Source organism: Atlantibacter sp. (genome assembly GCF_032062175.1).
GTDB lineage: Bacteria > Pseudomonadota > Gammaproteobacteria > Enterobacterales > Enterobacteriaceae > Atlantibacter.
In genome coordinates this window covers 87,321-108,766 of the sequence record NZ_DAMBQK010000016.1, presented here as the reverse complement: position 1 = coordinate 108,766, position 21,446 = coordinate 87,321, and the positions used below count along the sequence as shown (strand labels likewise).

Here is a 21,446-nt window from a genome sequence, read left to right as displayed (position 1 = left end):
AGGATGTAGCATCACGACCGACCTGAAGCGAGGAGATGGAGCCGAGGGCAGCGGCAAAGCCGCCGATTTTGTTGGCCGGGAGCCCGGGGTGTCGGGGACGCGGCGGCGAGCGTCCCCGACTCGTTCGCGTACACCGGTGTCGCATGAATGAACATAGTTTGAGCGAACGAAACATTCCACCCTATAAATAAACCCTTAGAGCGAACGAAACATTCCACCCCAGAGCTAGCCCACTACTGAGGCCACAACCACGCCGCCCCGCGTACCCCACTCGAATCCCCGTGCTTCGCCTTCAATATCGGCGTCTCGCATTCCCCACCAAACACCCACGGCTTAATCAACTGCGGCACCGTCTGATACAGCCGATCCACATTGCTCATCCCGCCGCCAAGCACAATCACATCAGGATCGAGAATATTCACCACGTGGGCCAACGATTTGGCGAGCCGCATCTCGTAACGGCTGAGCGCCAGTTCAGCCACCGGATCCTGCTGTTCAACCAGCCGGATAATCTCGCTGCCTTTATGGGGATGCCCGCTTAACCGACGGTAATCGGTGGCGAAACCGGTGCCGGAAATAAACGTCTCGATACACCCTTGCTTACCGCAATAACACGGCACTTCTTCGCGATAGCGCAACTCGTCCGCGTCCATCCACGGCAGCGGATTATGGCCCCACTCGCCCGCCGTGCCGTTGCCGCCAATATGGCTGCGGCCGCCTAACGCAATCCCGGACCCGCAGCCGGTGCCGATAATCACCGCAAACACCGTTTGTGCTCCTGCCGCCGCGCCGTCCACCGCTTCGGACACCGCCAGGCAGTTAGCGTCATTCGCCAGGCGCACTTCACGCCCCAGTCGGGCGCTGAGATCGCTATCGAACGGCTTACCGTTAAGCCAGGTTGAGTTGGCATTCTTGACCACACCGGTATAGGGCGAAATCGAGCCGGGGATACCCATCCCCACAGTGCCGCGCTCGCCGGTGGCCTCTTCCGCCAGGCGCACCAGTTCAGCTATAGTTTCGATAGTTTGCGCGTAATCGTCACGCGGCGTGGGCAGCCGATGACGGTACAATTGCTGGCCGTCGTCAGACAGCGCGATCACTTCAGTTTTCGTACCACCTAAATCAATCCCAATACGCACAAGAAGCCCCTTATTTATGCAGATCAGCGTGACGGTTGCAGGCCTTTCTCTCAAAGGCCATGAAACTGAGCGGCGGTTTGGTTATCATGCCCGCTGCGTTTAACTACCAGACCGTGGAAAATATCATGCTGTGGTTCAAAAATTTAATGGTTTATCGCGTTAGCCGCGACATCTCGCTGCGAGCCGAAGAAATGGAAAAACAGCTGGCGGCTTTTTCCTTTACTCCCTGTGGCAGCCAGGATATGGCGAAAACCGGTTGGGTGCCACCGATGGGCTCACAGAGTGATGCGCTGACGCATACTGCGAACGGTCAAATTGTTATCTGCGCCCGCAAAGAGGAAAAAATCCTGCCTGCGCCGGTGATCAAACAGGCGCTGGAAGCGAAAATCGCCAAACTGGAAGCAGACCAGGGACGCAAGCTGAAAAAGACCGAAAAAGATTCGCTGAAAGATGAAGTATTGCACTCCTTACTGCCGCGCGCCTTCAGCCGTTTTAACCAGACCATGATGTGGATCGATACCGTTAACGGATTGATTATGGTCGACTGCGCCAGCGCCAAAAAAGCCGAAGATACCCTGGCGCTGCTGCGTAAAAGCCTGGGTTCGCTGCCGGTGGTGCCGCTAACCCTGGAAACGCCGCCGGAACTGACCCTGACCGAATGGGTGCGCAGCGGCAGCGCCGCGCAGGGTTTCCAGTTGATGGACGAAGCCGAGCTGAAAGCCATGCTGGAAGACGGCGGCGTAATCCGCTGTAAGCAGCAGGAGTTGGTAAGCGACGAAATCGCCGTGCATATCGAGGCGGGCAAAGTGGTGACCAAACTGGCGCTCGACTGGCAGCAGCGCATCCAGTTTATGATGTGCGAAGACGGTTCGATCAAGCGCCTGAAGTTTGCCGACGAACTGCGCGATCAGAATGAAGATATCGACCGTGAAGACGTGGCTCAGCGTTTCGATGCCGATTTTATTCTGATGACCGGCGAACTGGCGGCCCTGATTAAGAGCCTGGTGGAAGGGTTGGGCGGCGAAGCCCAACGCTAACAGCATTCACCCTCGCGAGGAGGGTGAATAAATTACAGATAGCGGCATAAATAAGAGGTGGGTTCCGCCACTTGCAGGTGGAACTCGCTGTGGCCAGGCACATGAAAGACGTCGCCCGGTCCGTAAGTTTTCCACTCAACGTCCCCTGGCAGCAGCACGCGTAGTGCGCCACTGACGACCGTCATTTCTTCAGGCTGGGCGGTGCCGAAAGTATATTCCCCTTCCGCCATCACCCCGACACTGGCGCGGCCAGTGCTGCTACTGGTAAAACCGATGGATTTCACTTTACCGGAGAAGTATTCATTACTTTGAAGCATGGACTGGCCCTTATAGAAATGGTCGAAAAACCAATATACCCGAATTCAGGTAACTTGCAGCGTTAACAATGACGGGTATCTCAGGCAAGCCCAGTTCAGCTCACAAAATTGTGTTAAACCAGCAGTTCAGAGGCCAGATGGGCCACCAGCACGTTGGAGAGTAGCACGGGCACATCCAGCTCCTGCTGCAACAGATCGCGGTGAATCTGGTAATAGCCAAGGCAATCCAGCATCAGCACATCCGCGCCCTGCTCGATGAGCGTCCGTCCGGCATCCAGCAGCTCCTGCTCGGTGCCGAATACCGGGCTCGCCAGCGCATAAAGCGGCGGGTTTTCCAGCATCGCCCATTTTTCAGCCTGTAATGGCAGCAGTTCCGGGATTGGCACAATCACGCCGACCTGGTGACCATCGACAATGGAAGCAACCAGCGGCGGAATAATGCGCTGCGGCTCCAGTAAGATCGCGTTACGGGCATGAAGTTTGGTGAAGCGGTAAGTGCTCATGAGCAGAATGACGTCACACCCCTGGTTCTCCAGCACTTCAATAGCGCTTTGCAACGCCAGCTCGGTTTTTTGACGCGACACTTCCACGACTTCTTTATTGCTGAGTAATGTCAGCATGCCCTCATGGCCGGGCTCGACGCCATAGTCTTGCAGCGCCTCCTCTTTGCTGAGCGATCCCATTAAACTCATATGCTTAATTTGTTCTTCCGGGACCTGCTCCGCCAGTAACGGCATAATGGCACTGACGGGTACAACGCCAATCGTGAGTATCGCTAACGTAGGGTTCATGTTCATTCCGCCTGTCTAATCTCTTGCTTTTATACTGCACTGCTTACCGCGCCATGCATTTATTGGAGATAAATTAACCATAAACCCTGGCAGCTTCTGGTAATCTTGCCGCGCATTTTCTCCTCGTCGCGACGGGTCTTAAAGTAAGGTTTTAATAGTAACGGGAATTTAACCGTTCCGGCGATTGAAAATTCAGAATTTGGCGAAGTGAAAGGATGAAGGAAGGGAGAGCCAGCCGCTCCCCCTTGTGAAGGGCATCACGTTTTATCAGGATCTTCATAGCGCCGCTTCGCATCCAGCGCTTCGGCTTCCGTGTCATGCTCGCTAATCAATGCGTCAGGTTTCGGATGATCCGCCCGCAGCTGATACCAGGTCACCGTCTGCCCTGGGGTGCCTTTCTCTATCGTGACAATGCGTGCTTCTCGGGGATACGGGGGTCTGGATGCCATAACACTTCCTTATCAATGGATTCGAAGTATTAAGTATAGACAACCGCTAGCTCGCGCGAGCTAAACGCAACACTTCAAGAATACGCGCAATAATAAGGTCAACCGGCAGACTGGCGTCGATAACATGATGCGCCGCCGCCTGGTACAGCGCTTCTCGTTGAGCCAGCACATCTTCGATTTCTTCGACCATCGGTTTGCCGGTCAGCGTGGGCCGCTGCTCTTCTTCCGGCGATGCCAGCAGGCGCTGTGCCAGGGTGTCAGCCGGAACCTGCAAATAGATCACCGCGCCGTGATTGCGCATAAACAGACGGTTCACCTCCGCCAACACCATGCCGCCACCGGTGGCAACCACCGTGGCGGGCTGCGTCACCGCCTGCAACGCCTGGCTTTCCCTGGCGCGAAACCCCGGCCATCCTTCTTGTTCCACAATTTCCGCCACCGTCGCGCCGCTTTGTTCTAACAGCCAGCGGTCGGTATCGACAAAATGAAACCCCAGCGATGTCGCTAAACGCTGACCCACCGTTGTTTTGCCACATCCGCGCGGCCCGACCAGAAAAAGGGGTTGAGTCATGAAAGGATTGTCCTCAGCATCTCAGCCGTTGAGATGACGTCATTAACGTTTAGAATTGTCATCATACCAGCAAGCTAGTACACAGGAAAGGTGTAAAAATTTAGTTACGAAAATGAAATGTAGCGATTTTTACCGCTGCCAAGCCATGTGGAATAAGGCTGTTGCATGTAAAGAATTTCTACCACTGAAAGGTGCGCACACCTTACTTGAAACTGACTATCAATTACAACCCCTGATGCGCAATCTGGATTCCACTTTTATGAACCAGGCCTGTTTTGCAGATTTATCCCGTAACGCGATCGGAGAGATAAATCAGGATTATAGTTATTACAGATGCATAATGACGGAGAAATGAATCATGCAATCCGAAGAACAACGCCTGATCGATGGGCTGTTTAGCCGTCTGCAACAGGCTGAAAGCCAGAGCGCCCCACGCGACGCTGAAGCCGAGGCGCGTATCGTCAACCATCTCCAGCAACAGCCGCAGGCACCCTATTATATGGCGCAAACCATCCTGATTCAGGAGGCCGCCATCAAACAGTTGAACCAGCGGCTACAGGCGCTGGAAGGCCAGTTGGCGCAGCGCGAGCATGAAGCGGAGCAAAAACAGAGCAGCGGTGGTTTTCTTGCCGGGCTGTTCGGCGGCGGTAATCATACCCCTGCCCGCCCGGTAGACAAGCCCATCCCGGGTGCCGACCAATACGCCCGCGCCGCGCCGGGCCAGTACAACGCGCCGCCAGCCAGTGCGCAGGGCTATGGCGCGCCGAGAGGCCAGGGTTTTATGGGCGGCGCGCTGCAAACGGCTGTGGGCGTGGCCGGCGGCGTGATGATGGCGAATATGCTAACCAGCATGTTCAGCCACAGCCAGCCGGAAGAGATCGTGAATATCATTGACGATCCGACCCAGCCGACGGATACCGGCGCAATCAACGCCGTTGAAGATTATAACGAAGCGGATGACAGCCAGTTTCTCAACCAGGACGCCGGGCTACCCCAGGACAACGTCAACGACTATGCCACTAATGACGATGCGGACTTCGGTAATGATGATGATTTCGGCAACGATTTCGGCGGTGACGACGACAGCTGGACTTAAACGCGACGGGCGCGGGCCAGTAACCACTTATCCAGCTCGGCGGCGAACTGTTGCCTGTCGCGCGGGCTAAGGGTTGACGGCCCGCCAGTCTGGATGCCGCTGGCTCGCAGCGTATCCATAAAATCGCGCATGGTTAAGCGCTCGCGAATGGTGGCCTCGGTGTAGCGTTCGCCACGCGGATTTAACGCATGCGCGCCTTTGGCAATCACTTCCGCCGCCAGCGGGATATCGGCGGTGATCACCAAATCTCCTGGCTGGCAGTGGCGTACAATTTCGTTATCCGCCACGTCAAACCCGGCCTCTACCCGCCAGGCGCGGACAAATTTCGACGGCGGCACACGCAGATTCTGGTTCGCCACCATTGTCACCATCACCTGGCAGCGATCCGCCGCGCGCCACAGCACTTCTTTAATCACGTTCGGACACGCATCGGCATCTACCCATATCGACATTTTGACTCCAGATCCGCCTGCGGCGTGACAATTAAAACGCGGATTCTACCCGCTTTGGGTAAAAGTATGGTGACTTTTAACGACCGGATAAAGCCGCCGCCATAGCGAAAACGGTAAAAGGCGCGTTAAGCTAGAGGCCATGCACAACGTAAAATAACCATGATGGAGGGATAAAATGGATAAGAAGATCGGTTTTATTGGCTGTGGAAATATGGGGAAAGCCATTCTCGGCGGCCTGATCGCCAGCGGCGATGTACCCGCCAGCAATATCTGGGTCTATACCCCTTCAGCCGATAATGTCGCCGCGTTGCAGAGCGAATATGGCATCAACGGCGCGCAAAGCGCACAGGAAGTCGCCCAGGCGGCGGATATCGTATTTGGCGCGGTGAAGCCCAACATCATGTTGAAAGTGATGGGCGATATTGCGTCCAGTCTCAATAAAGACTCGCTGGTGGTGTCTATCGCCGCCGGGATCACGCTCGATCAGCTCGCCGTGGCGCTGGGCCATGACCGCAAAATTATTCGCGCCATGCCTAACACGCCATCGCTGGTGAATGCCGGGATGACGTCGATTACCGCCAACGCGCTGGTGTCACCGGAAGAAACCGACGCGGTGCTGGCCATGTTCCGCAGTTTCGGCCAGGCGGAAAACGTGCCGGAATACATGATCCACTCGGTCGTGGGCGTGAGCGGTTCCGCACCCGCCTATGTCTTTATGTTTATCGAAGCGATGGCGGACGCCGCCGTACTGGGCGGGATGCCGCGCGCCCAGGCCTATAAATTTGCCGCCCAGGCGGTGATGGGTTCGGCCAAAATGGTGCTGGAAACCGGGAAACATCCCGGCGAACTTAAGGATATGGTGTGCTCGCCGGGCGGTACCACGATTGAAGCGGTAAAAGTGCTGGAAGAGAAAGGCCTGCGCGCGGCGGTGATGGAAGCCATGACAACATGCATGGCGAAATCCGAGGCGCTGAGTAAGGGTTAACTTGCCGTGTCACATGAGCGCGGATGCGCGCTCATGTGACCGTATAGACTTCGGTTCGGTTACGTCCCGCCTTCTTGGCCTGATAAAGCGCGGTGTCTGCGGCTTTCAGCCACGCCTGGTAATCTTTCATATGAGTATTGAACGGTGCGATGCCGACACTTATTTGCACCTTCAGCGACGCGGCATTATCAATTCTCAGGTTTTGCAAACGCTCGTGGATGCGATCCATCGCGGCGACGGCGCTTTCCGGGGTCGTCCCGCTCATGATCACCGCGAACTCATCGCCGCCAAACCGCCCAATGACATCGCTAACCCGCAGCGTTAACTGTAAATACTGCGTCACGGCAATGATCGCTTTATCGCCGGCATCGTGCCCGTAAGTATCATTAATTTGCTTAAAATGGTCGATGTCGATCAGCAGCAGCGTTGAGGCGCGGCGATAGCGCAGCGCATTTTCATATTCAATGCTCAACAATTGCTCCCAGTGGCGGCGGTTATACACCCCCGTCATTCCGTCGCGGGTGCTGATCAGTTGTAGCCGCCGCTTATGCTCCGCCAGATTGACCGCCGTGCGATAGCAAACAAAGGCAAACAGCGCCGGATAGATAATCAGCGTCGGTAAACTGAGGAAAAATTGCAGTGGCGTGGTGGTGACGTTAAAAGGCGCGTCGATAAACTGCATAGCCATCAGCGCCGTCATCATTTGCAGCACAAGCCCTGCGGCAAAAAAACGCACGCCGAATGCGCCGATATTGTTCATGTTGACCATCATCGTAAGCAGCAGGCAGGGAAGCGCATTGCCGCCCATGATGGCAATCCCGATGCCCGCCATCAGGGTATCGATAATCAGGTTGCGCCGCTCCGCCGACATCGGGTCCGACGCGCGTTCAGCAATTTGCAATGCCAGGTGCGGCCACACAAAGGCGTACATCACCAGCGCCAGCCACCACCATCCTGGCAGCGCCTGGTCTACCAGCACCCCGGCAAACATGATGAAACTGCAAAAATGGCCTACCGTGCGTGGCAACCAGATACGACGGGCAAAGCGTAAACCGCTGCGGTGTTTATCGTCGTTAAGAGGCTTTTCGCGCGCCGAAATATCCCAGAGACGCCATTTGCTGAAGGTCTGTTCATCATTCATTGGTATAGGAGATTTACTGGATAAATTTCCCAGAGTATAGAAACGGGTCAACGGCGCGGAGTATGAAATTTAGGGTGAGCCCTAAATGAAACTCACCCTAATGGATGATTAACGGGCCTTTTTCAGACACTCACTCATAAAGGTTTTACGCGCATCGCCGCTAAGGGATTTATTTCCCGCTTCGGTATTACAGCTTTTCATTTTTTGCTGCTGAGGCGTCAAACTTTTATCGCCCGGCGCAGACTGGCTGTTCTTCAGGCAATTGCTCATATAGGATTTTCGCGCGTCGCCTTTGAGATCCTGCGATGTCGCCTGCTGGTTGCAGGTGGTCATTCGCTGCTGTTGCGGGGTTAACGCTCTTTCGGCGGCATGGACTGGCGTACTGCTTAACATTCCTGCCAGGATTGTGAAAAGTAATGTTGATTTCATAGCACCATCCCAATTGAAATAAGGCGTTTTAAGCCTGGCCTGGCGCAGGAGAAAAACCACTGGCGCGTTTCAGTATTGCCACCGGGATAACACTAATTTGTGTGTCTTTTTTTACACATTACCAAAAATAAGCAAAGCGAAATAAGCCCGATCGTTCGCTTATTATCCAGGGGCGCAATTTTCAGACCACGCAAAATGCCTTTCAATTACCGAAACAGTAATATCGTTAATTATATTTAAAATAAAAAAATAAGCGCACCATGATGTAGCCGGAAAATAAAAAGGCTTTTTATTTCCCGGCTACATCATGGCATTACGATAACAGAGAGAGGGGTGCAGTGAATAATTTCGCTTAAGGCTCAAAAATAACAGGCATTTGAACATACACCTCAGGATCGTGGATGCTTAAGGAGCTTTTTCAGGTACTGCTGTAGGAGCTCCGAATCCTCTACAGAGACCTCAGACTTTACACGCGCACCATCCATTGCACCGTCGATGCTGTTGATAAGCGCCTCTTGCTCGCTGGGCTCCATGCGACGCAACAGCGCTGTCACCACAATCTCCAACGCTTCAACCTGAGCCACTAACGCTTTTGACTCCTGCTCTTTATCAGCCAGTGTCACTAATAGTTCAGCAATTAAGTTTTTCATGAAGATTATCCCTTTAAAAAGTCAAATAACGTTAACATCCCCTCCCCATTTTTGATAGGGGGGAAAAGTAGTATTTTGCCGATTTTATCGTATTTATGTGAAACCACGAATAATATATTCAGCGAAACGTTTCACTGAATATATAGGATTGCAGAGGACGATTAAACCCTTCGCCAACCATTATTAATCTCTGGCCCTTGCTCTGTTTGCATATGATATATCATCACCTTATCCACGTCTTTTCCCGGCGGTGCGATTAAGTGCAACCGCAAGCTGGACGATATTTATCAGTACAACCACTGCTGTGGCGATAAATACCCACCGAAAGCCCGCAGCGGCGCTGACGCCTGCGCCCATCAACGGCCCGACAACGTTGCCAAGATACATAAACGACTGGTTGTACCCGAAAATACGCCCGGTGATCTGGTCACTGGAATATTTCAGGAGCAGCGTTTGTACCGCTGGCAGCATGGCACCATCCGCAAAACCCAGCAGAAAACGCAGAATGCCGAGTTGCACCGGGTTGGTAACAAACGACATGGCGAAAAACAGCACCACGGCGACAATCAGCGTGGCCATTAAGATGCGCGCGGTGCCGATACGATCGCCCAGTTTGCCAAGACGCGGCGCGCTCATTAGCGCCGAAACACCGGGCACGGCGGCAATCAGGCCGCTTAAAAACGCGATGTTATTGCTGTCCGGGGCTAACGACTGGATAAACAGCGCCAGAATCGGGCCGACTGAGCCGTTACATAATTGGATCACCAGGGTAGTGACAAACAGACTGACGATAAGACCCGGATAAGGTAACGAGGCAAACACCGCTTTGCCGCTCAGGCGCTGATCTTTGGTTACAACCGTCCGTACGCCCTCTTTAATAAAGAACAGCGTGACGACAAAACTGACCATCAATAACCCGGCGGTGATTAAAAATACCCAATGCAAACCGACCCAGTCTGCCAGAAAACCGCCCATTAGCGGCCCGGCGATCACGCCGCTGATTTGGGCGGTGGAAAGCGTACTCAGCGCCCAACCGCTGCGTTCGCGTGGCACCTGGGACGCCACCAGCGCCATCGCGTTAGGAATGTAGCCGGATGTCAGGCCCATCAGGGCGCGTAAAAAGAACAACTGCCAGACGTTGGTGGCAAACGCCTGCAACAGGATCGCCACCGCCATGCCCAGCGACGCGCGCAGCAGCATCAATTTGCGGCCTTTGCGGTCCGCCAGGCTGCCCCACATCGGCGAGACGATAGCGGAAACCAGAAACGTGACGCTAAAGGTCAGCCCTGACCACATCGACAGCGCTTCATGAGAGCTCACGCCAAGCTGCGCCACGTACAGCGGCAAAAAAGGTAAAATCTGGCTGATGGCCAACCCGGTAAAAAAGCAGCCGAACCAGACAGAGATAAGATTAACTTTCCAGGATTCCATAAGGCGCGTTTTCAATAAGATGTGAAGATCTTATGGCAGGGTAGCAAGAGTCGGTCTGCGACTTCTTGCGATCCATGCGGTGCGGTGAAATTTAGTGATTTATCACACAAAAGCCAACAAACGTGACACGCATCACGAAATAACCGTCTGCATGCCGGGGATTATTCTTTAACGACAAATCCCGAATCCGCGCATGCCTAAATGGAAATGATCGGCATGGGCGGCGTTATAGTTTGGCCCGAGGGAATTTCCGTAATACGCGCAGCTGTGGCTGAACAGCTCACGCACCACTTCGCCGTGCGGCCCGCTTTCATTCCATCCTTTGCGTACCGTGATTTGCTGGCCGTTGGCAAAGCGAAACCCGCTGATGTCCAGCGCGTCCGCCGTCGCATGCTCACTGCGCCGCGCCTGTTCGCGATTGTAGATATTGCGGCAGGCAAAGCTGCCAAGATGATCGATGCGCCGCAGCGGGCTGCCCATGATCTGCTGCGCCAATGGCACCGCGCGCTGCTGAACGTACATCGCCGAACTCAGCGCCAGCGGGCAACTGGCGAGAAAGCCGCTGCTAAGCTGCACCTCGCCAAAACGGGTGACGCGTACCGGGGAATCCAGCGGGCAGTTACCGGTCGTGCTGGATTGTTCCCGAAACTGGATCATCCCCTGCTCGCTGGCTTGCCTGAGCACTGCCATACAGGCCGCCGGATCGTTGGCTAACTGACGCAGCTTATAACGGGTTACCACAGTGGGCGGGTCGCTGGGGGAAAGCGGTGCGAAGGGGTTGTACTGTGGCGGCAAATACTCATAAAGGCTCCACCCCGCCAGCGCAGTGAGTAAAAGCCCAGTCACCATTCCGCCCGTCGTCGCCATCCACGCCCTCCATTCCAGTGAATTACCAGTATAGCGGCTGCTGCCCACATCCCTCCTACGATTGAGCATGAATAGCCGGATTGAGCGTGCTATGTTGTGTGTTTTCGTTTTTATGAGATGGACAAAGAAATGGCAAAACTGCGGGTAGGGATTGTGTTCGGCGGCAAATCCTCTGAACACGAGGTATCACTTCAATCAGCGAAAAATATCGTCGACGCCATTGATAAAGAAAAGTTTGATGTGGTGCTGATAGGCATTGATAAGCAGGGCGAATGGCATCTGAATGACGCCAGCGGATACCTGCTCAACGCCGACGATCCCGCGCATATTGCACTTAACCGCTCTGAGAAAACCCTGGCGCTGATCCCCGGCCAGACCGCGCAGCAGCTTATCGAAACCCATAGCCATGAAATGCTGCCGCAGGTGGATGTGATTTTCCCTATCGTTCACGGTCCCCTCGGCGAAGACGGCTGCCTGCAAGGATTATTGCGCGTCGCTAATTTGCCCTTTGTCGGCTCCGGCGTGCTGGGCTCCGCCGTCAGCATGGATAAAGATGTTGCCAAGCGTTTACTGCGCGATGCCGGCCTGTCCGTTGCGCCTTTTATCACCCTGACTCGCGCCAATCGCTCGCAGTATGACTTTGAGTATGTTGTAACTAATCTGGGCGTACCGATGTTTATTAAGCCCGCAAACCAGGGTTCATCGGTCGGTGTGAGCAAAGTGACCAACGAGGCGGAATACCGGGCGGCGGTGGATCTGGCGTTTGAATTCGATCATAAAGTGGTGGTTGAAACCGGGATCGTGGGCCGGGAGATCGAGTGCGCCGTGCTGGGTAACGATCGTCCCGAGGCCAGCACCTGCGGTGAGATCGTCGTCAACAGCGCGTTCTACTCGTACGACACCAAATACATTGACGGCAACGCTGCGCGGGTGCACGTGCCTGCGGCGATCCCTGCCGATATCAACGATAAAATTCGCGCCATTGCGGTCCAGGCGTACCAGACGCTAGAGTGCAGCGGCATGGCGCGGGTAGACGTGTTCCTGACGCCGGATAACCAGGTGATTATTAATGAGATCAACACCCTGCCCGGCTTTACCAATATCAGCATGTACCCGAAGCTGTGGCAGGCCAGCGGTATTAGTTATCAGCAGTTGATTACTCAACTGATTGAGCTGGCGCTGGAGCGCCACGCCCAGGATAGCGCCCTGAAGAGCACCATTACGCTGTAATCGTTACTCTTTCGCCGCGTCCGGCTCTTCCGGGCGACGGCGAATCACCAACCCCGCCAGCCAGAAGCTGATTACCCAGGTCACCAGTCCCACCGCATAGGTTTGCCAGCCTTTGGCTTCAAAGCCCAGCAGGCCGACGACGCCATTCATGATAAAAATCAGGCCAATAGCCACGGCATAGTAGTGCCAGTCGCGGCGAATTTTTGTGGGCAGATTCATGGTCGCTCCAGAGAAGAAAAACGGCATCATCGCATATCGCTTTCAGGCTGTCTGCGGCGTGGCGCGCGCCTTTACACGCCGTGACAAATACGCCAAAAGCATGATGTTAATCGCGATTCACAAAAGTTACAAAAATGTGACTACAGACATACTTCTGACATCCAGGAGTAATCTGGACACGAATTTACCAGAAATCCGATATTGACATTTGCAATCAACTGTCAGACTCGCCTATGAGTCATCAGGCGAAATGCCTGGGTTTTATGCGTTTCCGGGAGGTCATTATGGCAGAGTTTACTTTGTCGAAGTCCACCATCATCGCAGGGAAAAAGCGCGAGCCGTCGACCACGCTCGGCAACATCGCGTACGCGGTTTTTGTCCTGTTCTGCTTCTGGGTCGGATCGCAGATTCTGAACATGTTGGTGAATGCACCCGGTGTGTTTGAGCACTTGATGCAACTTGATGTGAAGGAGAGCGGCCGACCGCACATCGAGATAGGAATGCTGGTCGGCACGATCTTTGGACTGGTGCCCTTTTTAGTGGGCTGCCTGATCGCGGCGGCGATTAGCCTGTGGCTACGCTTTCAACAACGACGCTATTAACCTTACGATTTGTTCATACAGCGAGCCCGACGATCGTCAACCCGCTTTGCAAACCACGCCGTGGTGAGATTGCGGGTGATTTTCGGGCTCTCAAGCTGGATACCCGGCAGCATTTCACGCGCCAGCGGTTTACCGGTTTTCTTCTCCGCCAACTCATACACTTTCTTGTACAACGCCGTCTGCTCGAAATCTAACCCATCGCCTTTCTTCAGTGCGCGATGAATGTCGCTGTCGCTAAGACCGGTTTTCAGTTTGCGCACCGCCAGCTCGGTGTTGCCGGCCTCGTCGCTGTCGTAACGAATTAAGTCGCCGTCCAGCGCCAGCTTCACGCCGCTGGCTTTACTGACTGCATACTGAAATGCCGCGTTCCGGCTGGCGTACCAGCCCGCGTTAAAGTCGGCGTAGCGGTACAGCGGTTGGGTGTAATTGGCCGGATAGTTCAGCAGATGGTAAATCCCAAACCACAAACCGCCGCGTCGGCTAAACACTTCCTGGCGCACCGTGCCGTCCATCTTCCACGGATAACCCCGAGTGTGGGCTTCGGCGAAGGCAATGCTGACCTGCATCGGGCCGCCGGTATGCACCGGGTTTAAATTGCCGAACAGCGTCTGGCCCATGGGAACCATGCCGATAAAGTCATCGAAAATGGCGCTAAGCTGTTTCTCGGTGGTCACTTTATCGAGCCGCTCGCTGTAGCTCTTGCCGTTGGGCGATGTGATCATCAGCGCAGTGCGCACCAGGAACATCGGCACGTGCACCCGGTCGGCGCGGCGTTCAATCTCTTTCCAGGCAATTTTACTTAAGCCTGGCACCATCGGGTCGGCCTGATAGTTGGCCTCCTGCTCGGCCACTGCCAGCACCGAACAGACGTTCTCTTCGGTAGGTGCGATTTTCTGGCTGTCGAATGCCGTGGCGATTTCCTTCGCCCAGCCGTCGCGATCTTTTACGCTGGCAGGCATTTTACGCTTCACCGTTTGCGCCACGTCCACCGTGGGGCCGGAGGGTTTCTCCGGCGTGGGTTCGCTGGCGCAGCCTGCCAGCACCAACAGCGCCAGCAGGCTTAGGTGTTTTCCGTTTTGCAGTCGCATTCGCGCTCCGTGTAGGGGGTTAATTCGCTTCGGCCATCTCCTGCGCTGGCGTATCCAGCTCACGCTCGAAACTGCGCAGACGCTTATAGATAGACATCAATTCTACCAGCGTGGTCCAGGAGCTAATCAAGTACTGGAACGCCCCGCGTACCTGGCCGAATACGTTGGTGATTTGGGTCATCAGGCCGAGGGTAATAGTACCCGCGACAATCGACGGAAACAGCAGGAACAACCCGAATACGTTATCGACCTGCAAATACAAAATGCGGGCGATGTTGAAATACATATAGTGGAAGTACAGACGGAAATAGTTGCGACGCACCGCACCAAACAGTTCCCACACCGTCGGCGGTGTGGCGCGGTTGGCGTCATCTTCGCCGTAAACCAGTTCTTTACGGTACGCGGCTTCTACACGCTGGTTTTTAAATTCCAGCCCCGGCAGTTTGATCCCCACCACCGCCAGCAAACCGGTGCCCATCAGCGACCAGATAATCGCGGCAACCACCAGTCCATAGGGCACATAACCGATAATCGGCAGCTCTTTCACGTGCGGGGACAGGGCCACCAGCACCGGCAGAAAGGCGATTAACGTCATAATGGCGTTAATAAAGCTGACGCCCATGCTTTCAAGCGTAGAGGCAAAGCGCATGGTGTCTTCCTGCACACGCTGCGCGGCCCCTTCGATATGGCGCAGGCGCTGCCAGTGCGTCATATAGTATTCGTTCATCGCGGTACGCCAGCGGAACACGTAGTGGCTGATGAAAAAGTTATTCAGCACGCTCACCACCACCGCGATCAGGGCGATACCTAAAAATACGCCCACTTCGTTGTAGAACTGATTGATAGACACTTTATGCGGCGAGCTGAGCGCGGTCTGGATCAGATCGTAGAACGGCGCATACCAGGCGTTGACCGCCACGCCCACTTCCACCAGAAACCAGGTGACGAAAATAATCAGTGCAGAACCGAGAATCGACCAGTACTGCCAGCGATGCGGGCTGCGGATAAACCAGAACAGGGCGAACAGGCCCACGCAGAGGGCGTAGTAAGCGTAAAAAGTTAGATAGCTGAGCGACCAGAAACGCGCGGCGCTAATCGGCACCTCTTTACTTGCACCCACCAGCCTGCCGGCCCATTCGGCTCCGCCCGCCTGCCAGAAAATCACGGCGATCATCGCCCAAATAAACGCCGACAGAAAAAAGGCGGTCGGCCTGGGAAAGAACGATTTAAACATCACTTCACTCCTGCTCATTCTTGTTGTTATCGCGATTGCTGCGCGTAACGTTTTTACATCCAGTTCAGGGTTGAATCACAACCCAAAAATTTGCCTCAGGGGCAGCGACAATCAGACACAACGCGGCCTGGTTAGTTCCGGGCCTATTGGGTAACAATCTGTTCCGTTGCGTACGCAACGGTAAAAACGTAGCGTATTCCCTGCTTTTTAACAGCTTGCACTGTGAGCCGTGGCAAAAATTGCGCCACTGTAACCCGTGGTTACGTTTTTTCTCGCTACACTTCGTTAATCCGCCCATTGCCGGAGCGGCAACCGTAGTATAAATAGCTTTTACCGCCACTGACTGAATGGATTGCTTCGTTGAAACGTTGTCTGCTTACTTTCGCCGCACTGAGTGCCGTGCTGTTGCCTGCCGCAAGCCAGGCGCAAACTTCCCCCGATCCGGTCTTCGCTTCCGAAATTACTGACCGTTACGCTGAGCATATTTATTATGGCAGCGGTGCGACGGGCATGGCGTTGGTGGTGATTGACGGCAACCAGCGGGTATTTCGCAGCTTTGGCGAAACCCGTCCGGGTAATAATGTGCGCCCGCAGCTTGACTCTGTGGTGCGCGTGGCCTCGCTCACCAAGCTGATGACCAGCGAAATGCTGGTAAAGCTGCTCGATCAGGGCACCGTAAAGCTCGACGATCCGTTGAGTAAATACGCCCCTCCCGGCGCGCGGGTGCCGACGTACCAGGGTAAACCCATTACTCTGGTGAATCTGGCGACTCACACCAGCGCCCTGCCCCGCGAACAACCGGGCGGCGCGGCGCATCGTCCGGTGTTTGTCTGGCCGACCCGTGAGCAGCGCTGGAACTGGCTTGCCACCGCGAATTTAAAAGCCGCGCCCGGCACCGTGGTCGCCTACTCCAATATCGCATTTGATCTGCTGGCGGACGCGCTGTCCCGTGCGGCGGGCAAGCCCTATCCGCAACTGTTTGACGAATACATCGCCCGTCCGCTTGGCATGAAAGACACCACTTTTACGCCATCGCCGGATCAGTGCCGTCGCTTAATGGTGGCGGAAAAAGGCGCCAGCCCGTGTAACAACACCCTGGCGGCCATTGGCAGCGGCGGCATCTATTCCACGCCGGACGATATGATGCGCTGGATGCAGCAATTCCTGGCGTCCGATTTCCATACCCGCACCAGCCAGGCGGACCGGATGCAAACGCTGATTTACCAGCGTAGCCAGTTCACCAAAGTCATTGGTATGGACGTGCCGGGCCGTGCCGACGCGCTGGGCCTGGGTTGGGTATATATGCAGCCGAAAAATGGCCGTCCAGGCATTCTTCAGAAAACTGGCGGCGGCGGCGGGTTCATCACCTATATGGCGATGGTGCCCCAGAGCAATATCGGCGTTTTCGTGGTGGTCACCCGCTCACCGCTCACCCGCTTTGTGAACATGAGCGACGGGGTGAATAACCTGGTCACCGAGCTGACTGGCAATAAGCCAGTGGTTGTCACCGCCTCGGCGCAGGTCCCGGTGAGTGACGAATAAAACGGGCACCTGAAACAGCAAACCCGGCGCTATGCCGGGTTTTGTATATTTAAAGGCTGGGGTTCACACAGACTCAGGTTGATTTGCTTCACCGTCTCTTTCACCAGGGTTTCCCAGTCATCCGGTGGATGCCCTGACGCCAACATTGCGCCGAAAACCTTATACGCATCTCGCTTATGGCCATAAGCTTCCCTGGTTTGCGAATCATTGACCCACGCGAGAATGATGATGCGTTCTCTCAGGCTATAGCGAAAGAACAAACGATACTGACCGAGAAATTTTGCCCGAAACCAGTGCTTATAGCCCGCGCCCAGGGTATCACCCAGGCGGAATTTTTCCTGGGTAGGGTCGGTGGAGATTGCTTTGCGGGTTTTGTTGATCGCCGCTAACAGCTTCGTCGCTGATTTGTTTTGGTAGTCACCGGGACAGTGATTTTTGAGCGCGGCCACTTCATCCCGAAGCGCCTTAACCTGCGCAACAAAGCACGGATGTTCATAGACACGCCATGAGGTCTCTACCCGCATTCCATTCATTACCGTTTCTCGTCATTAAGCGGCGCATCGAGATCGACATCCACACCCTCCGTTAATGCATCCACGTCAGCCCAAAAAGCGGTATCGAGCGCATGAATTTGCGACGGGTTACGCTGAATATCGTTAGCGAGGAAACTCAGGAAACTTTCCATTACCGGATCGTCTTCCGCATTCGCTTCCTTACGCGTCATCAGCACCTGTCCATCAGCGAGCACGGCGTACTCAATCTCTTCGCCAGGTTTTAAATTCATAGCATCTCTAACAGAAGCTGGAATGGTTGTCTGGCTGCGAGCGGTTAATTTCGAGGAAGCTCGCAGTGTTACGCCTGCCATCACTATGTTGTTCATAAATTTCCCCGTGTCACGGTTTACACACGCAATGTAATGCAAATGCATTGCCAATGCAATTGCATTGCTTCTTTTTACGCCGAGATTCGTGAAACAAATTTGTATCACATAAGGTAAAATAACGGCCTCTTTGACTCACATAAGATAGCTACCATGTCTGATTTCTCCCTGATTTCTCGCCCGCGCCGTCTGCGTCAATCGCCCGCGCTGCGCGCTATGTTCGAAGAGACAACCCTGACCTTAAACGATCTGGTGTTGCCCATCTTTGTTGAAGAAGAGATCGATGATTACAAAGCCATTACCGCTATGCCTGGCGTAATGCGTATTCCGGAAAAATATCTGGCGCGCGAGATCGAGCGCTTTGCCAATGCCGGAATTCGCTCGGTGATGACGTTTGGTATTTCCCACCACACCGACGCCACCGGTAGCGATGCCTGGAATGAAAACGGCCTGGTGGCGCGCATGTCGCGCATCTGCAAAGACGCGGTCCCGGAAATGATCGTCATGTCCGACACCTGTTTCTGCGAATACACCTCCCACGGCCACTGTGGTGTGCTGTGCGATCACGGCGTGGATAACGACGCGACCCTGGCGAACCTCGGCAAACAGGCGGTGGTCGCCGCCGCGGCAGGCGCAGATTTTATCGCCCCGTCTGCTGCGATGGACGGCCAGGTGAAAGCCATCCGCCAGGCGCTGGACGCTGCGGGCTTCACCGATACCGCTATCTTTTCGTACTCCACTAAATTCGCCTCGTCATTCTACGGCCCATTCCGCGAAGCCGCGGGCACGGCGCTGAAAGGCGACCGTAAAACCTATCAGATGAACCCGCTGAACCGCCGCGAAGCGATCCGTGAATCGCTGATTGACGAAGCGGAAGGCGCGGACGCGTTGATGGTGAAACCGGCCGGGGCATACCTGGACGTGCTGCGCGATATCCGCGAGCGCACCACTCTGCCGCTGGGCGCATACCAGGTGAGCGGTGAATACGCGATGATCAAATTTGCTGCCCAGGCGGGCGCAATTGATGAAGAGAAAGTGACCCTCGAAAGTCTGGGCGCGATTAAACGCGCAGGCGCGGATCTGATCTTCAGCTATTTCGCTCTCGATCTGGCCGAGAAGAAGATCCTGAAATGATCGGCAAGGGAGCTAAGGCTCCCTTTTTACTGCCATCCTCACGTCACTGCGTTGAAATGCCACGGTCATAAATCTGGTCTACCGTCAGGTCAAAACGACTGGAGAGACGACCATGTTCAGCATCGATAGCGTTCTCGATGATTTATGGCCCACCGCCCCCGCATCACCTTTGCTAAAACGCAGCATCAAACGATTATTGTGCCAACAGGAATTTCAGGAATTCGCCAGCCAGTACCGTCACCTTCGGGGTCTGGATATGGTGGAGCAAGTGCTTGAACACCTTCAAATTGACTGTAATATCCCCGCCCGCGACCTCGAACAAATCCCTGAAACCGGCCCGTTGGTGATTGTCGCCAACCACCCCACCGGCACCCTCGACGGGCTGGCGTTGCTGAATGCCGTTTCCCGGGTACGCCGGGACATTAAAGTGGTGACCAATCCCCTGCCTGGCCATTTGCAGCCGCTCGCATCGCTGTTTATCCGGGTAGATAATCTCAGCAATCGCACCCGCAAGTCGTCGGTGAAAGAGATGGATGAGCATCTGGCTATGGCGGCGTAACGGCGTGGAAGACGCGCCAGTGCTGCGCGAGCTGGGCCGATTGCGGGAAGTGGCGTTTCGCGCCGTGGGGGAAGGCTCCGGCAAACGCCGGGATATCGACCGTTATGACGACGATTACTGGCACCTGATCCTGTGGGATGACGACGCGCTGGAAATCGTTGGTGCCTATCGCTTTATCCCAACCCGCGAGGCTATTCACGCCCGTGGTCATGACGCGCTCTACAGCCACAGCCTGTTCCACTATGACCAGCAGATGAACGGCGTGCTGGACCAGGGCATTGAACTGGGCCGCAGCTTTATTCAGCCGCAGTACTGGGGACGACGCGGGCTGGATTATTTATGGTCCGGGATCGGCGCCTATCTGGCCCGCTATCCGCAGTATCGCTATCTGTTCGGGCCGGTCTCCATTTCTGGTGGTTTACCCCCTGCCGCCAGCGATTTGCTGATTGCCTTTTACCGGCTATGGTTCCCGCCCACTCATCCGCTGGCGGCGTCGCGTCGCCCCTGCCCCGCTTCGCTGCCCGATGTACTGCGGGAATTCACCGGCGAGAATTATCACGACGATCTCACCCGGTTGAAATCGCTGCTCGGCAACCTGGGATGCGGTATTCCGCCGCTGTATAAACAGTATTCGGAACTCTGCGAGCCGGGCGGCGTGCAGTTTATCGACTTCGGCAGCGATCCGGCGTTCAGTCACTGCATTGATGGGCTGGTGCTGGTGGACTTAACGTTTATCAAAGCGTCGCGATATCAACGTTACATTGCCACGCATCTGACGTCAGAAAAATAAAAACCCCGATTCCAGGGGGGAATCAGGGTTCTTTATCGCACCCGGCTCGCCGGGTGTGGCATTATGCCGCTGGCTGAGCAGCCGGTTTTGCTGCAGCTTTGTGCGCCGCTTGTTTGTGGTGTTTTTTAGCGGCCTGGGCCTTTTGCGCAGCCGGTTCAGAGGCCGGTTTCGCGGCGGCTTTTTTGTGGTGCTTTTTCGCTGCCTGGGCTTTCTGCTCTACTTTCGCGTGTTTTTTCTTATGGGTAGTTTGGGTGGTGTGCGCTTTGGCCGGCGCGGCAGTGGCGGTAGCCGGGGCGGTAGCGGTATCAGCAGCGAATGCCGCAGCAGACAGGCCCATAGTGGCAGCAACAACCAGTGCTAATACTTTTTTCATTTTCTAACCCTCAAGTAGTGTGTGATTCAGCCCCTGTGGGCCGTTGAGTTCACTATAGTGATGTGAGAGTTAGCCTTCCGTGAGTGATTGGTATCGGCAGGTAACCAAATGTACAAACAGCAGATCGGGCCGTGATCTGCTGCTTTGCCAGAAGCCGAACGCTCTACAGTATCACCGGCATCCACACCAACCCGGTGGCAATCAGCAGCATTAAAAACAACCCGCCGAAAATTGCACCGTAACGCCAATAGTCGGACGTTGGTAAATACCCACTACCGTAGTAAATCGGACTTGGACCGGTGGCATACGGCGTCAAAATACTGCCCAGGCCGATGGCTGCGCCAACCATCAGGCAGAATACCGGCAGCGGAATGGCAGGCATCGCCACGGCGGCAGCAATCATCATCGGTGCCCGCATCATCATAAGAAAAACCTCTGAT

At 55.0% G+C, this 21,446-nt stretch carries 24 protein-coding genes and 2 pseudogenes; 8 read left to right on the top strand and 18 right to left on the bottom strand.

The window, feature by feature from the left end:
* Window positions 1-233 precede the first annotated feature (233 nt).
* Window positions 234-1,139, bottom strand: coding sequence for a fructokinase (mak, locus tag RT120_RS14910; protein WP_312983739.1), 906 nt, complete (start codon window positions 1,137-1,139; stop codon window positions 234-236).
* A gap of 125 nt (window positions 1,140-1,264) precedes the next feature.
* Between mak and rdgC the strand changes: the two genes are divergently transcribed.
* Window positions 1,265-2,176 carry a recombination-associated protein RdgC gene (rdgC, locus tag RT120_RS14905; RefSeq protein ID WP_312983742.1) on the top strand — a complete coding sequence of 304 codons (912 nt, stop codon included), beginning with the start codon at window positions 1,265-1,267 and terminating at the stop codon, window positions 2,174-2,176.
* 32 nt (window positions 2,177-2,208) lie between these two features.
* On the opposite strand, the gene ppnP is transcribed toward rdgC, so the two are convergent.
* The 4 genes from ppnP to aroL all read right to left on the bottom strand — a co-directional run bounded on the left by ppnP (window position 2,209) and on the right by aroL (window position 4,304).
* Window positions 2,209-2,493 (bottom strand): pyrimidine/purine nucleoside phosphorylase, encoded by a 285-nt coding sequence (gene ppnP / locus RT120_RS14900; protein WP_312983738.1) that lies wholly within the window; start codon window positions 2,491-2,493, stop codon window positions 2,209-2,211.
* A gap of 113 nt (window positions 2,494-2,606) precedes the next feature.
* The gene (locus RT120_RS14895; RefSeq protein WP_312983737.1) at window positions 2,607-3,284 is read right to left on the bottom strand and encodes an AroM family protein; all 678 of its coding nucleotides are present in this window, start codon (window positions 3,282-3,284) and stop codon (window positions 2,607-2,609) included.
* Window positions 3,285-3,541: 257 nt separating this feature from the next.
* Window positions 3,542-3,733, bottom strand: coding sequence for a protein YaiA (yaiA, locus tag RT120_RS14890; RefSeq protein ID WP_312983736.1), 192 nt, complete (start codon window positions 3,731-3,733; stop codon window positions 3,542-3,544).
* Between the two features lie 46 nt (window positions 3,734-3,779).
* Window positions 3,780-4,304, bottom strand: a complete 525-nt coding sequence (aroL, locus tag RT120_RS14885; protein WP_312983734.1) for a shikimate kinase AroL — start codon at window positions 4,302-4,304, stop codon at window positions 3,780-3,782.
* A 358-nt stretch (window positions 4,305-4,662) separates the two neighbouring features.
* Here aroL and RT120_RS14880 point away from each other — a divergent pair, with 358 nt between their 5' ends.
* Window positions 4,663-5,400: a DUF2076 domain-containing protein gene (locus RT120_RS14880; protein ID WP_312983733.1), complete on the top strand. Its 738-nt coding sequence runs from the start codon at window positions 4,663-4,665 to the stop codon at window positions 5,398-5,400.
* On the opposite strand, the gene RT120_RS14875 is transcribed toward RT120_RS14880, so the two are convergent.
* Window positions 5,397-5,852 (bottom strand): YaiI/YqxD family protein, encoded by a 456-nt coding sequence (locus tag RT120_RS14875; protein WP_312983731.1) that lies wholly within the window; start codon window positions 5,850-5,852, stop codon window positions 5,397-5,399. The two genes, RT120_RS14880 and RT120_RS14875, sit on opposite strands and share 4 nt — an antisense overlap.
* A 175-nt stretch (window positions 5,853-6,027) precedes the next feature.
* Between RT120_RS14875 and proC the strand changes: the two genes are divergently transcribed.
* A complete protein-coding gene (gene proC / locus RT120_RS14870) occupies window positions 6,028-6,837 on the top strand; it encodes a pyrroline-5-carboxylate reductase (protein ID WP_312983729.1) in 810 nt (269 codons plus the stop codon).
* Between the two features lie 31 nt (window positions 6,838-6,868).
* On the opposite strand, the gene adrA is transcribed toward proC, so the two are convergent.
* The 5 genes from adrA to RT120_RS14845 all read right to left on the bottom strand — a co-directional run bounded on the left by adrA (window position 6,869) and on the right by RT120_RS14845 (window position 11,355).
* Complete coding sequence (gene adrA, locus RT120_RS14865; RefSeq protein WP_312983727.1) at window positions 6,869-7,978, bottom strand: diguanylate cyclase AdrA; 1,110 nt, start codon at window positions 7,976-7,978, stop codon at window positions 6,869-6,871.
* A gap of 108 nt (window positions 7,979-8,086) precedes the next feature.
* Window positions 8,087-8,407, bottom strand: a complete 321-nt coding sequence (gene psiF / locus RT120_RS14860; protein WP_312983724.1) for a phosphate starvation-inducible protein PsiF — start codon at window positions 8,405-8,407, stop codon at window positions 8,087-8,089.
* 389 nt (window positions 8,408-8,796) lie between these two features.
* Entirely contained in the window at window positions 8,797-9,057 is a 261-nt protein-coding gene (iraP, locus tag RT120_RS14855; RefSeq protein WP_312983722.1) for an anti-adapter protein IraP, read from the bottom strand.
* 228 nt (window positions 9,058-9,285) lie between these two features.
* The gene (locus RT120_RS14850; protein WP_312983720.1) at window positions 9,286-10,488 is read right to left on the bottom strand and encodes a multidrug efflux MFS transporter; all 1,203 of its coding nucleotides are present in this window, start codon (window positions 10,486-10,488) and stop codon (window positions 9,286-9,288) included.
* 168 nt (window positions 10,489-10,656) lie between these two features.
* Window positions 10,657-11,355 carry an extensin family protein gene (locus tag RT120_RS14845; protein WP_312983718.1) on the bottom strand — a complete coding sequence of 233 codons (699 nt, stop codon included), beginning with the start codon at window positions 11,353-11,355 and terminating at the stop codon, window positions 10,657-10,659.
* Window positions 11,356-11,484: 129 nt separating this feature from the next.
* Here RT120_RS14845 and ddlA point away from each other — a divergent pair, with 129 nt between their 5' ends.
* Complete coding sequence (ddlA, locus tag RT120_RS14840) at window positions 11,485-12,585, top strand: D-alanine--D-alanine ligase (protein ID WP_312983716.1); 1,101 nt, start codon at window positions 11,485-11,487, stop codon at window positions 12,583-12,585.
* Between the two features lie 3 nt (window positions 12,586-12,588).
* Here the strand turns inward: ddlA and RT120_RS14835 are convergent, their stop codons facing one another.
* Entirely contained in the window at window positions 12,589-12,804 is a 216-nt protein-coding gene (locus RT120_RS14835) for a DUF2754 domain-containing protein (RefSeq protein ID WP_312983713.1), read from the bottom strand.
* Between the two features lie 284 nt (window positions 12,805-13,088).
* Between RT120_RS14835 and RT120_RS14830 the strand changes: the two genes are divergently transcribed.
* Window positions 13,089-13,406: a DUF2755 family protein gene (locus RT120_RS14830; RefSeq protein ID WP_312983711.1), complete on the top strand. Its 318-nt coding sequence runs from the start codon at window positions 13,089-13,091 to the stop codon at window positions 13,404-13,406.
* A gap of 2 nt (window positions 13,407-13,408) precedes the next feature.
* Here RT120_RS14830 and RT120_RS14825 read toward each other — a convergent pair whose 3' ends face one another.
* Window positions 13,409-14,494 (bottom strand): DUF1615 domain-containing protein, encoded by a 1,086-nt coding sequence (locus tag RT120_RS14825; RefSeq protein ID WP_312983707.1) that lies wholly within the window; start codon window positions 14,492-14,494, stop codon window positions 13,409-13,411.
* 19 nt (window positions 14,495-14,513) lie between these two features.
* Entirely contained in the window at window positions 14,514-15,728 is a 1,215-nt protein-coding gene (gene sbmA / locus RT120_RS14820) for a peptide antibiotic transporter SbmA (RefSeq protein WP_312983705.1), read from the bottom strand.
* A 360-nt stretch (window positions 15,729-16,088) separates the two neighbouring features.
* Between sbmA and ampH the strand changes: the two genes are divergently transcribed.
* On the top strand, window positions 16,089-17,270 hold the full coding sequence (gene ampH, locus RT120_RS14815; RefSeq protein WP_312983703.1) for a D-alanyl-D-alanine-carboxypeptidase/endopeptidase AmpH: 1,182 nt from the start codon (window positions 16,089-16,091) through the stop codon (window positions 17,268-17,270).
* Window positions 17,271-17,299: 29 nt separating this feature from the next.
* Here ampH and RT120_RS14810 read toward each other — a convergent pair whose 3' ends face one another.
* Window positions 17,300-17,803: a type II toxin-antitoxin system YhaV family toxin gene (locus RT120_RS14810; RefSeq protein ID WP_312983701.1), complete on the bottom strand. Its 504-nt coding sequence runs from the start codon at window positions 17,801-17,803 to the stop codon at window positions 17,300-17,302.
* Window positions 17,803-18,135, bottom strand: coding sequence for a type II toxin-antitoxin system PrlF family antitoxin (locus RT120_RS14805; protein ID WP_312983740.1), 333 nt, complete (start codon window positions 18,133-18,135; stop codon window positions 17,803-17,805). Before RT120_RS14805 ends, RT120_RS14810 begins: the two co-directional genes overlap by 1 nt.
* Before the next feature lie 168 nt (window positions 18,136-18,303).
* Here RT120_RS14805 and hemB point away from each other — a divergent pair, with 168 nt between their 5' ends.
* Both hemB and RT120_RS14795 read left to right on the top strand, forming a co-directional pair.
* Complete coding sequence (gene hemB, locus RT120_RS14800; RefSeq protein ID WP_312983699.1) at window positions 18,304-19,284, top strand: porphobilinogen synthase; 981 nt, start codon at window positions 18,304-18,306, stop codon at window positions 19,282-19,284.
* A gap of 112 nt (window positions 19,285-19,396) precedes the next feature.
* Window positions 19,397-20,633, top strand: a pseudogene (locus RT120_RS14795) (GNAT family N-acyltransferase).
* 61 nt (window positions 20,634-20,694) lie between these two features.
* On the opposite strand, the gene asr reads toward RT120_RS14795, so the two are convergent.
* Both asr and RT120_RS14785 read right to left on the bottom strand, forming a co-directional pair.
* The gene (gene asr / locus RT120_RS14790) at window positions 20,695-21,006 is read right to left on the bottom strand and encodes an acid resistance repetitive basic protein Asr (RefSeq protein ID WP_312983697.1); all 312 of its coding nucleotides are present in this window, start codon (window positions 21,004-21,006) and stop codon (window positions 20,695-20,697) included.
* Window positions 21,007-21,169: 163 nt separating this feature from the next.
* Window positions 21,170-21,418 (bottom strand): annotated as a pseudogene (locus tag RT120_RS14785) (anion permease); the annotation flags it as partial.
* Window positions 21,419-21,446: the final 28 nt, after the last annotated feature.

Excerpts from the sequence above, each read along its gene's own strand:
- rdgC (WP_312983742.1), top strand. The coding sequence starts at position 1,265 with ATGCTGTGGTTCAAAAATTTAATGGTTTATCGCGTTAGCCGCGACATC.
- ppnP (WP_312983738.1), bottom strand. The coding sequence starts at position 2,493 with ATGCTTCAAAGTAATGAATACTTCTCCGGTAAAGTGAAATCCATCGGT.
- RT120_RS14895 (WP_312983737.1), bottom strand. The coding sequence starts at position 3,284 with ATGAACCCTACGTTAGCGATACTCACGATTGGCGTTGTACCCGTCAGT.
- yaiA (WP_312983736.1), bottom strand. The coding sequence starts at position 3,733 with ATGGCATCCAGACCCCCGTATCCCCGAGAAGCACGCATTGTCACGATA.
- aroL (WP_312983734.1), bottom strand. The coding sequence starts at position 4,304 with ATGACTCAACCCCTTTTTCTGGTCGGGCCGCGCGGATGTGGCAAAACA.
- RT120_RS14880 (WP_312983733.1), top strand. The coding sequence starts at position 4,663 with ATGCAATCCGAAGAACAACGCCTGATCGATGGGCTGTTTAGCCGTCTG.
- RT120_RS14875 (WP_312983731.1), bottom strand. The coding sequence starts at position 5,852 with ATGTCGATATGGGTAGATGCCGATGCGTGTCCGAACGTGATTAAAGAA.
- proC (WP_312983729.1), top strand. The coding sequence starts at position 6,028 with ATGGATAAGAAGATCGGTTTTATTGGCTGTGGAAATATGGGGAAAGCC.
- adrA (WP_312983727.1), bottom strand. The coding sequence starts at position 7,978 with ATGAATGATGAACAGACCTTCAGCAAATGGCGTCTCTGGGATATTTCG.
- psiF (WP_312983724.1), bottom strand. The coding sequence starts at position 8,407 with ATGAAATCAACATTACTTTTCACAATCCTGGCAGGAATGTTAAGCAGT.
- iraP (WP_312983722.1), bottom strand. The coding sequence starts at position 9,057 with ATGAAAAACTTAATTGCTGAACTATTAGTGACACTGGCTGATAAAGAG.
- RT120_RS14850 (WP_312983720.1), bottom strand. The coding sequence starts at position 10,488 with ATGGAATCCTGGAAAGTTAATCTTATCTCTGTCTGGTTCGGCTGCTTT.
- RT120_RS14845 (WP_312983718.1), bottom strand. The coding sequence starts at position 11,355 with ATGGCGACGACGGGCGGAATGGTGACTGGGCTTTTACTCACTGCGCTG.
- ddlA (WP_312983716.1), top strand. The coding sequence starts at position 11,485 with ATGGCAAAACTGCGGGTAGGGATTGTGTTCGGCGGCAAATCCTCTGAA.
- RT120_RS14835 (WP_312983713.1), bottom strand. The coding sequence starts at position 12,804 with ATGAATCTGCCCACAAAAATTCGCCGCGACTGGCACTACTATGCCGTG.
- RT120_RS14830 (WP_312983711.1), top strand. The coding sequence starts at position 13,089 with ATGGCAGAGTTTACTTTGTCGAAGTCCACCATCATCGCAGGGAAAAAG.
- RT120_RS14825 (WP_312983707.1), bottom strand. The coding sequence starts at position 14,494 with ATGCGACTGCAAAACGGAAAACACCTAAGCCTGCTGGCGCTGTTGGTG.
- sbmA (WP_312983705.1), bottom strand. The coding sequence starts at position 15,728 with ATGTTTAAATCGTTCTTTCCCAGGCCGACCGCCTTTTTTCTGTCGGCG.
- RT120_RS14810 (WP_312983701.1), bottom strand. The coding sequence starts at position 17,803 with ATGAATGGAATGCGGGTAGAGACCTCATGGCGTGTCTATGAACATCCG.
- RT120_RS14805 (WP_312983740.1), bottom strand. The coding sequence starts at position 18,135 with ATGGCAGGCGTAACACTGCGAGCTTCCTCGAAATTAACCGCTCGCAGC.
- hemB (WP_312983699.1), top strand. The coding sequence starts at position 18,304 with ATGTCTGATTTCTCCCTGATTTCTCGCCCGCGCCGTCTGCGTCAATCG.
- asr (WP_312983697.1), bottom strand. The coding sequence starts at position 21,006 with ATGAAAAAAGTATTAGCACTGGTTGTTGCTGCCACTATGGGCCTGTCT.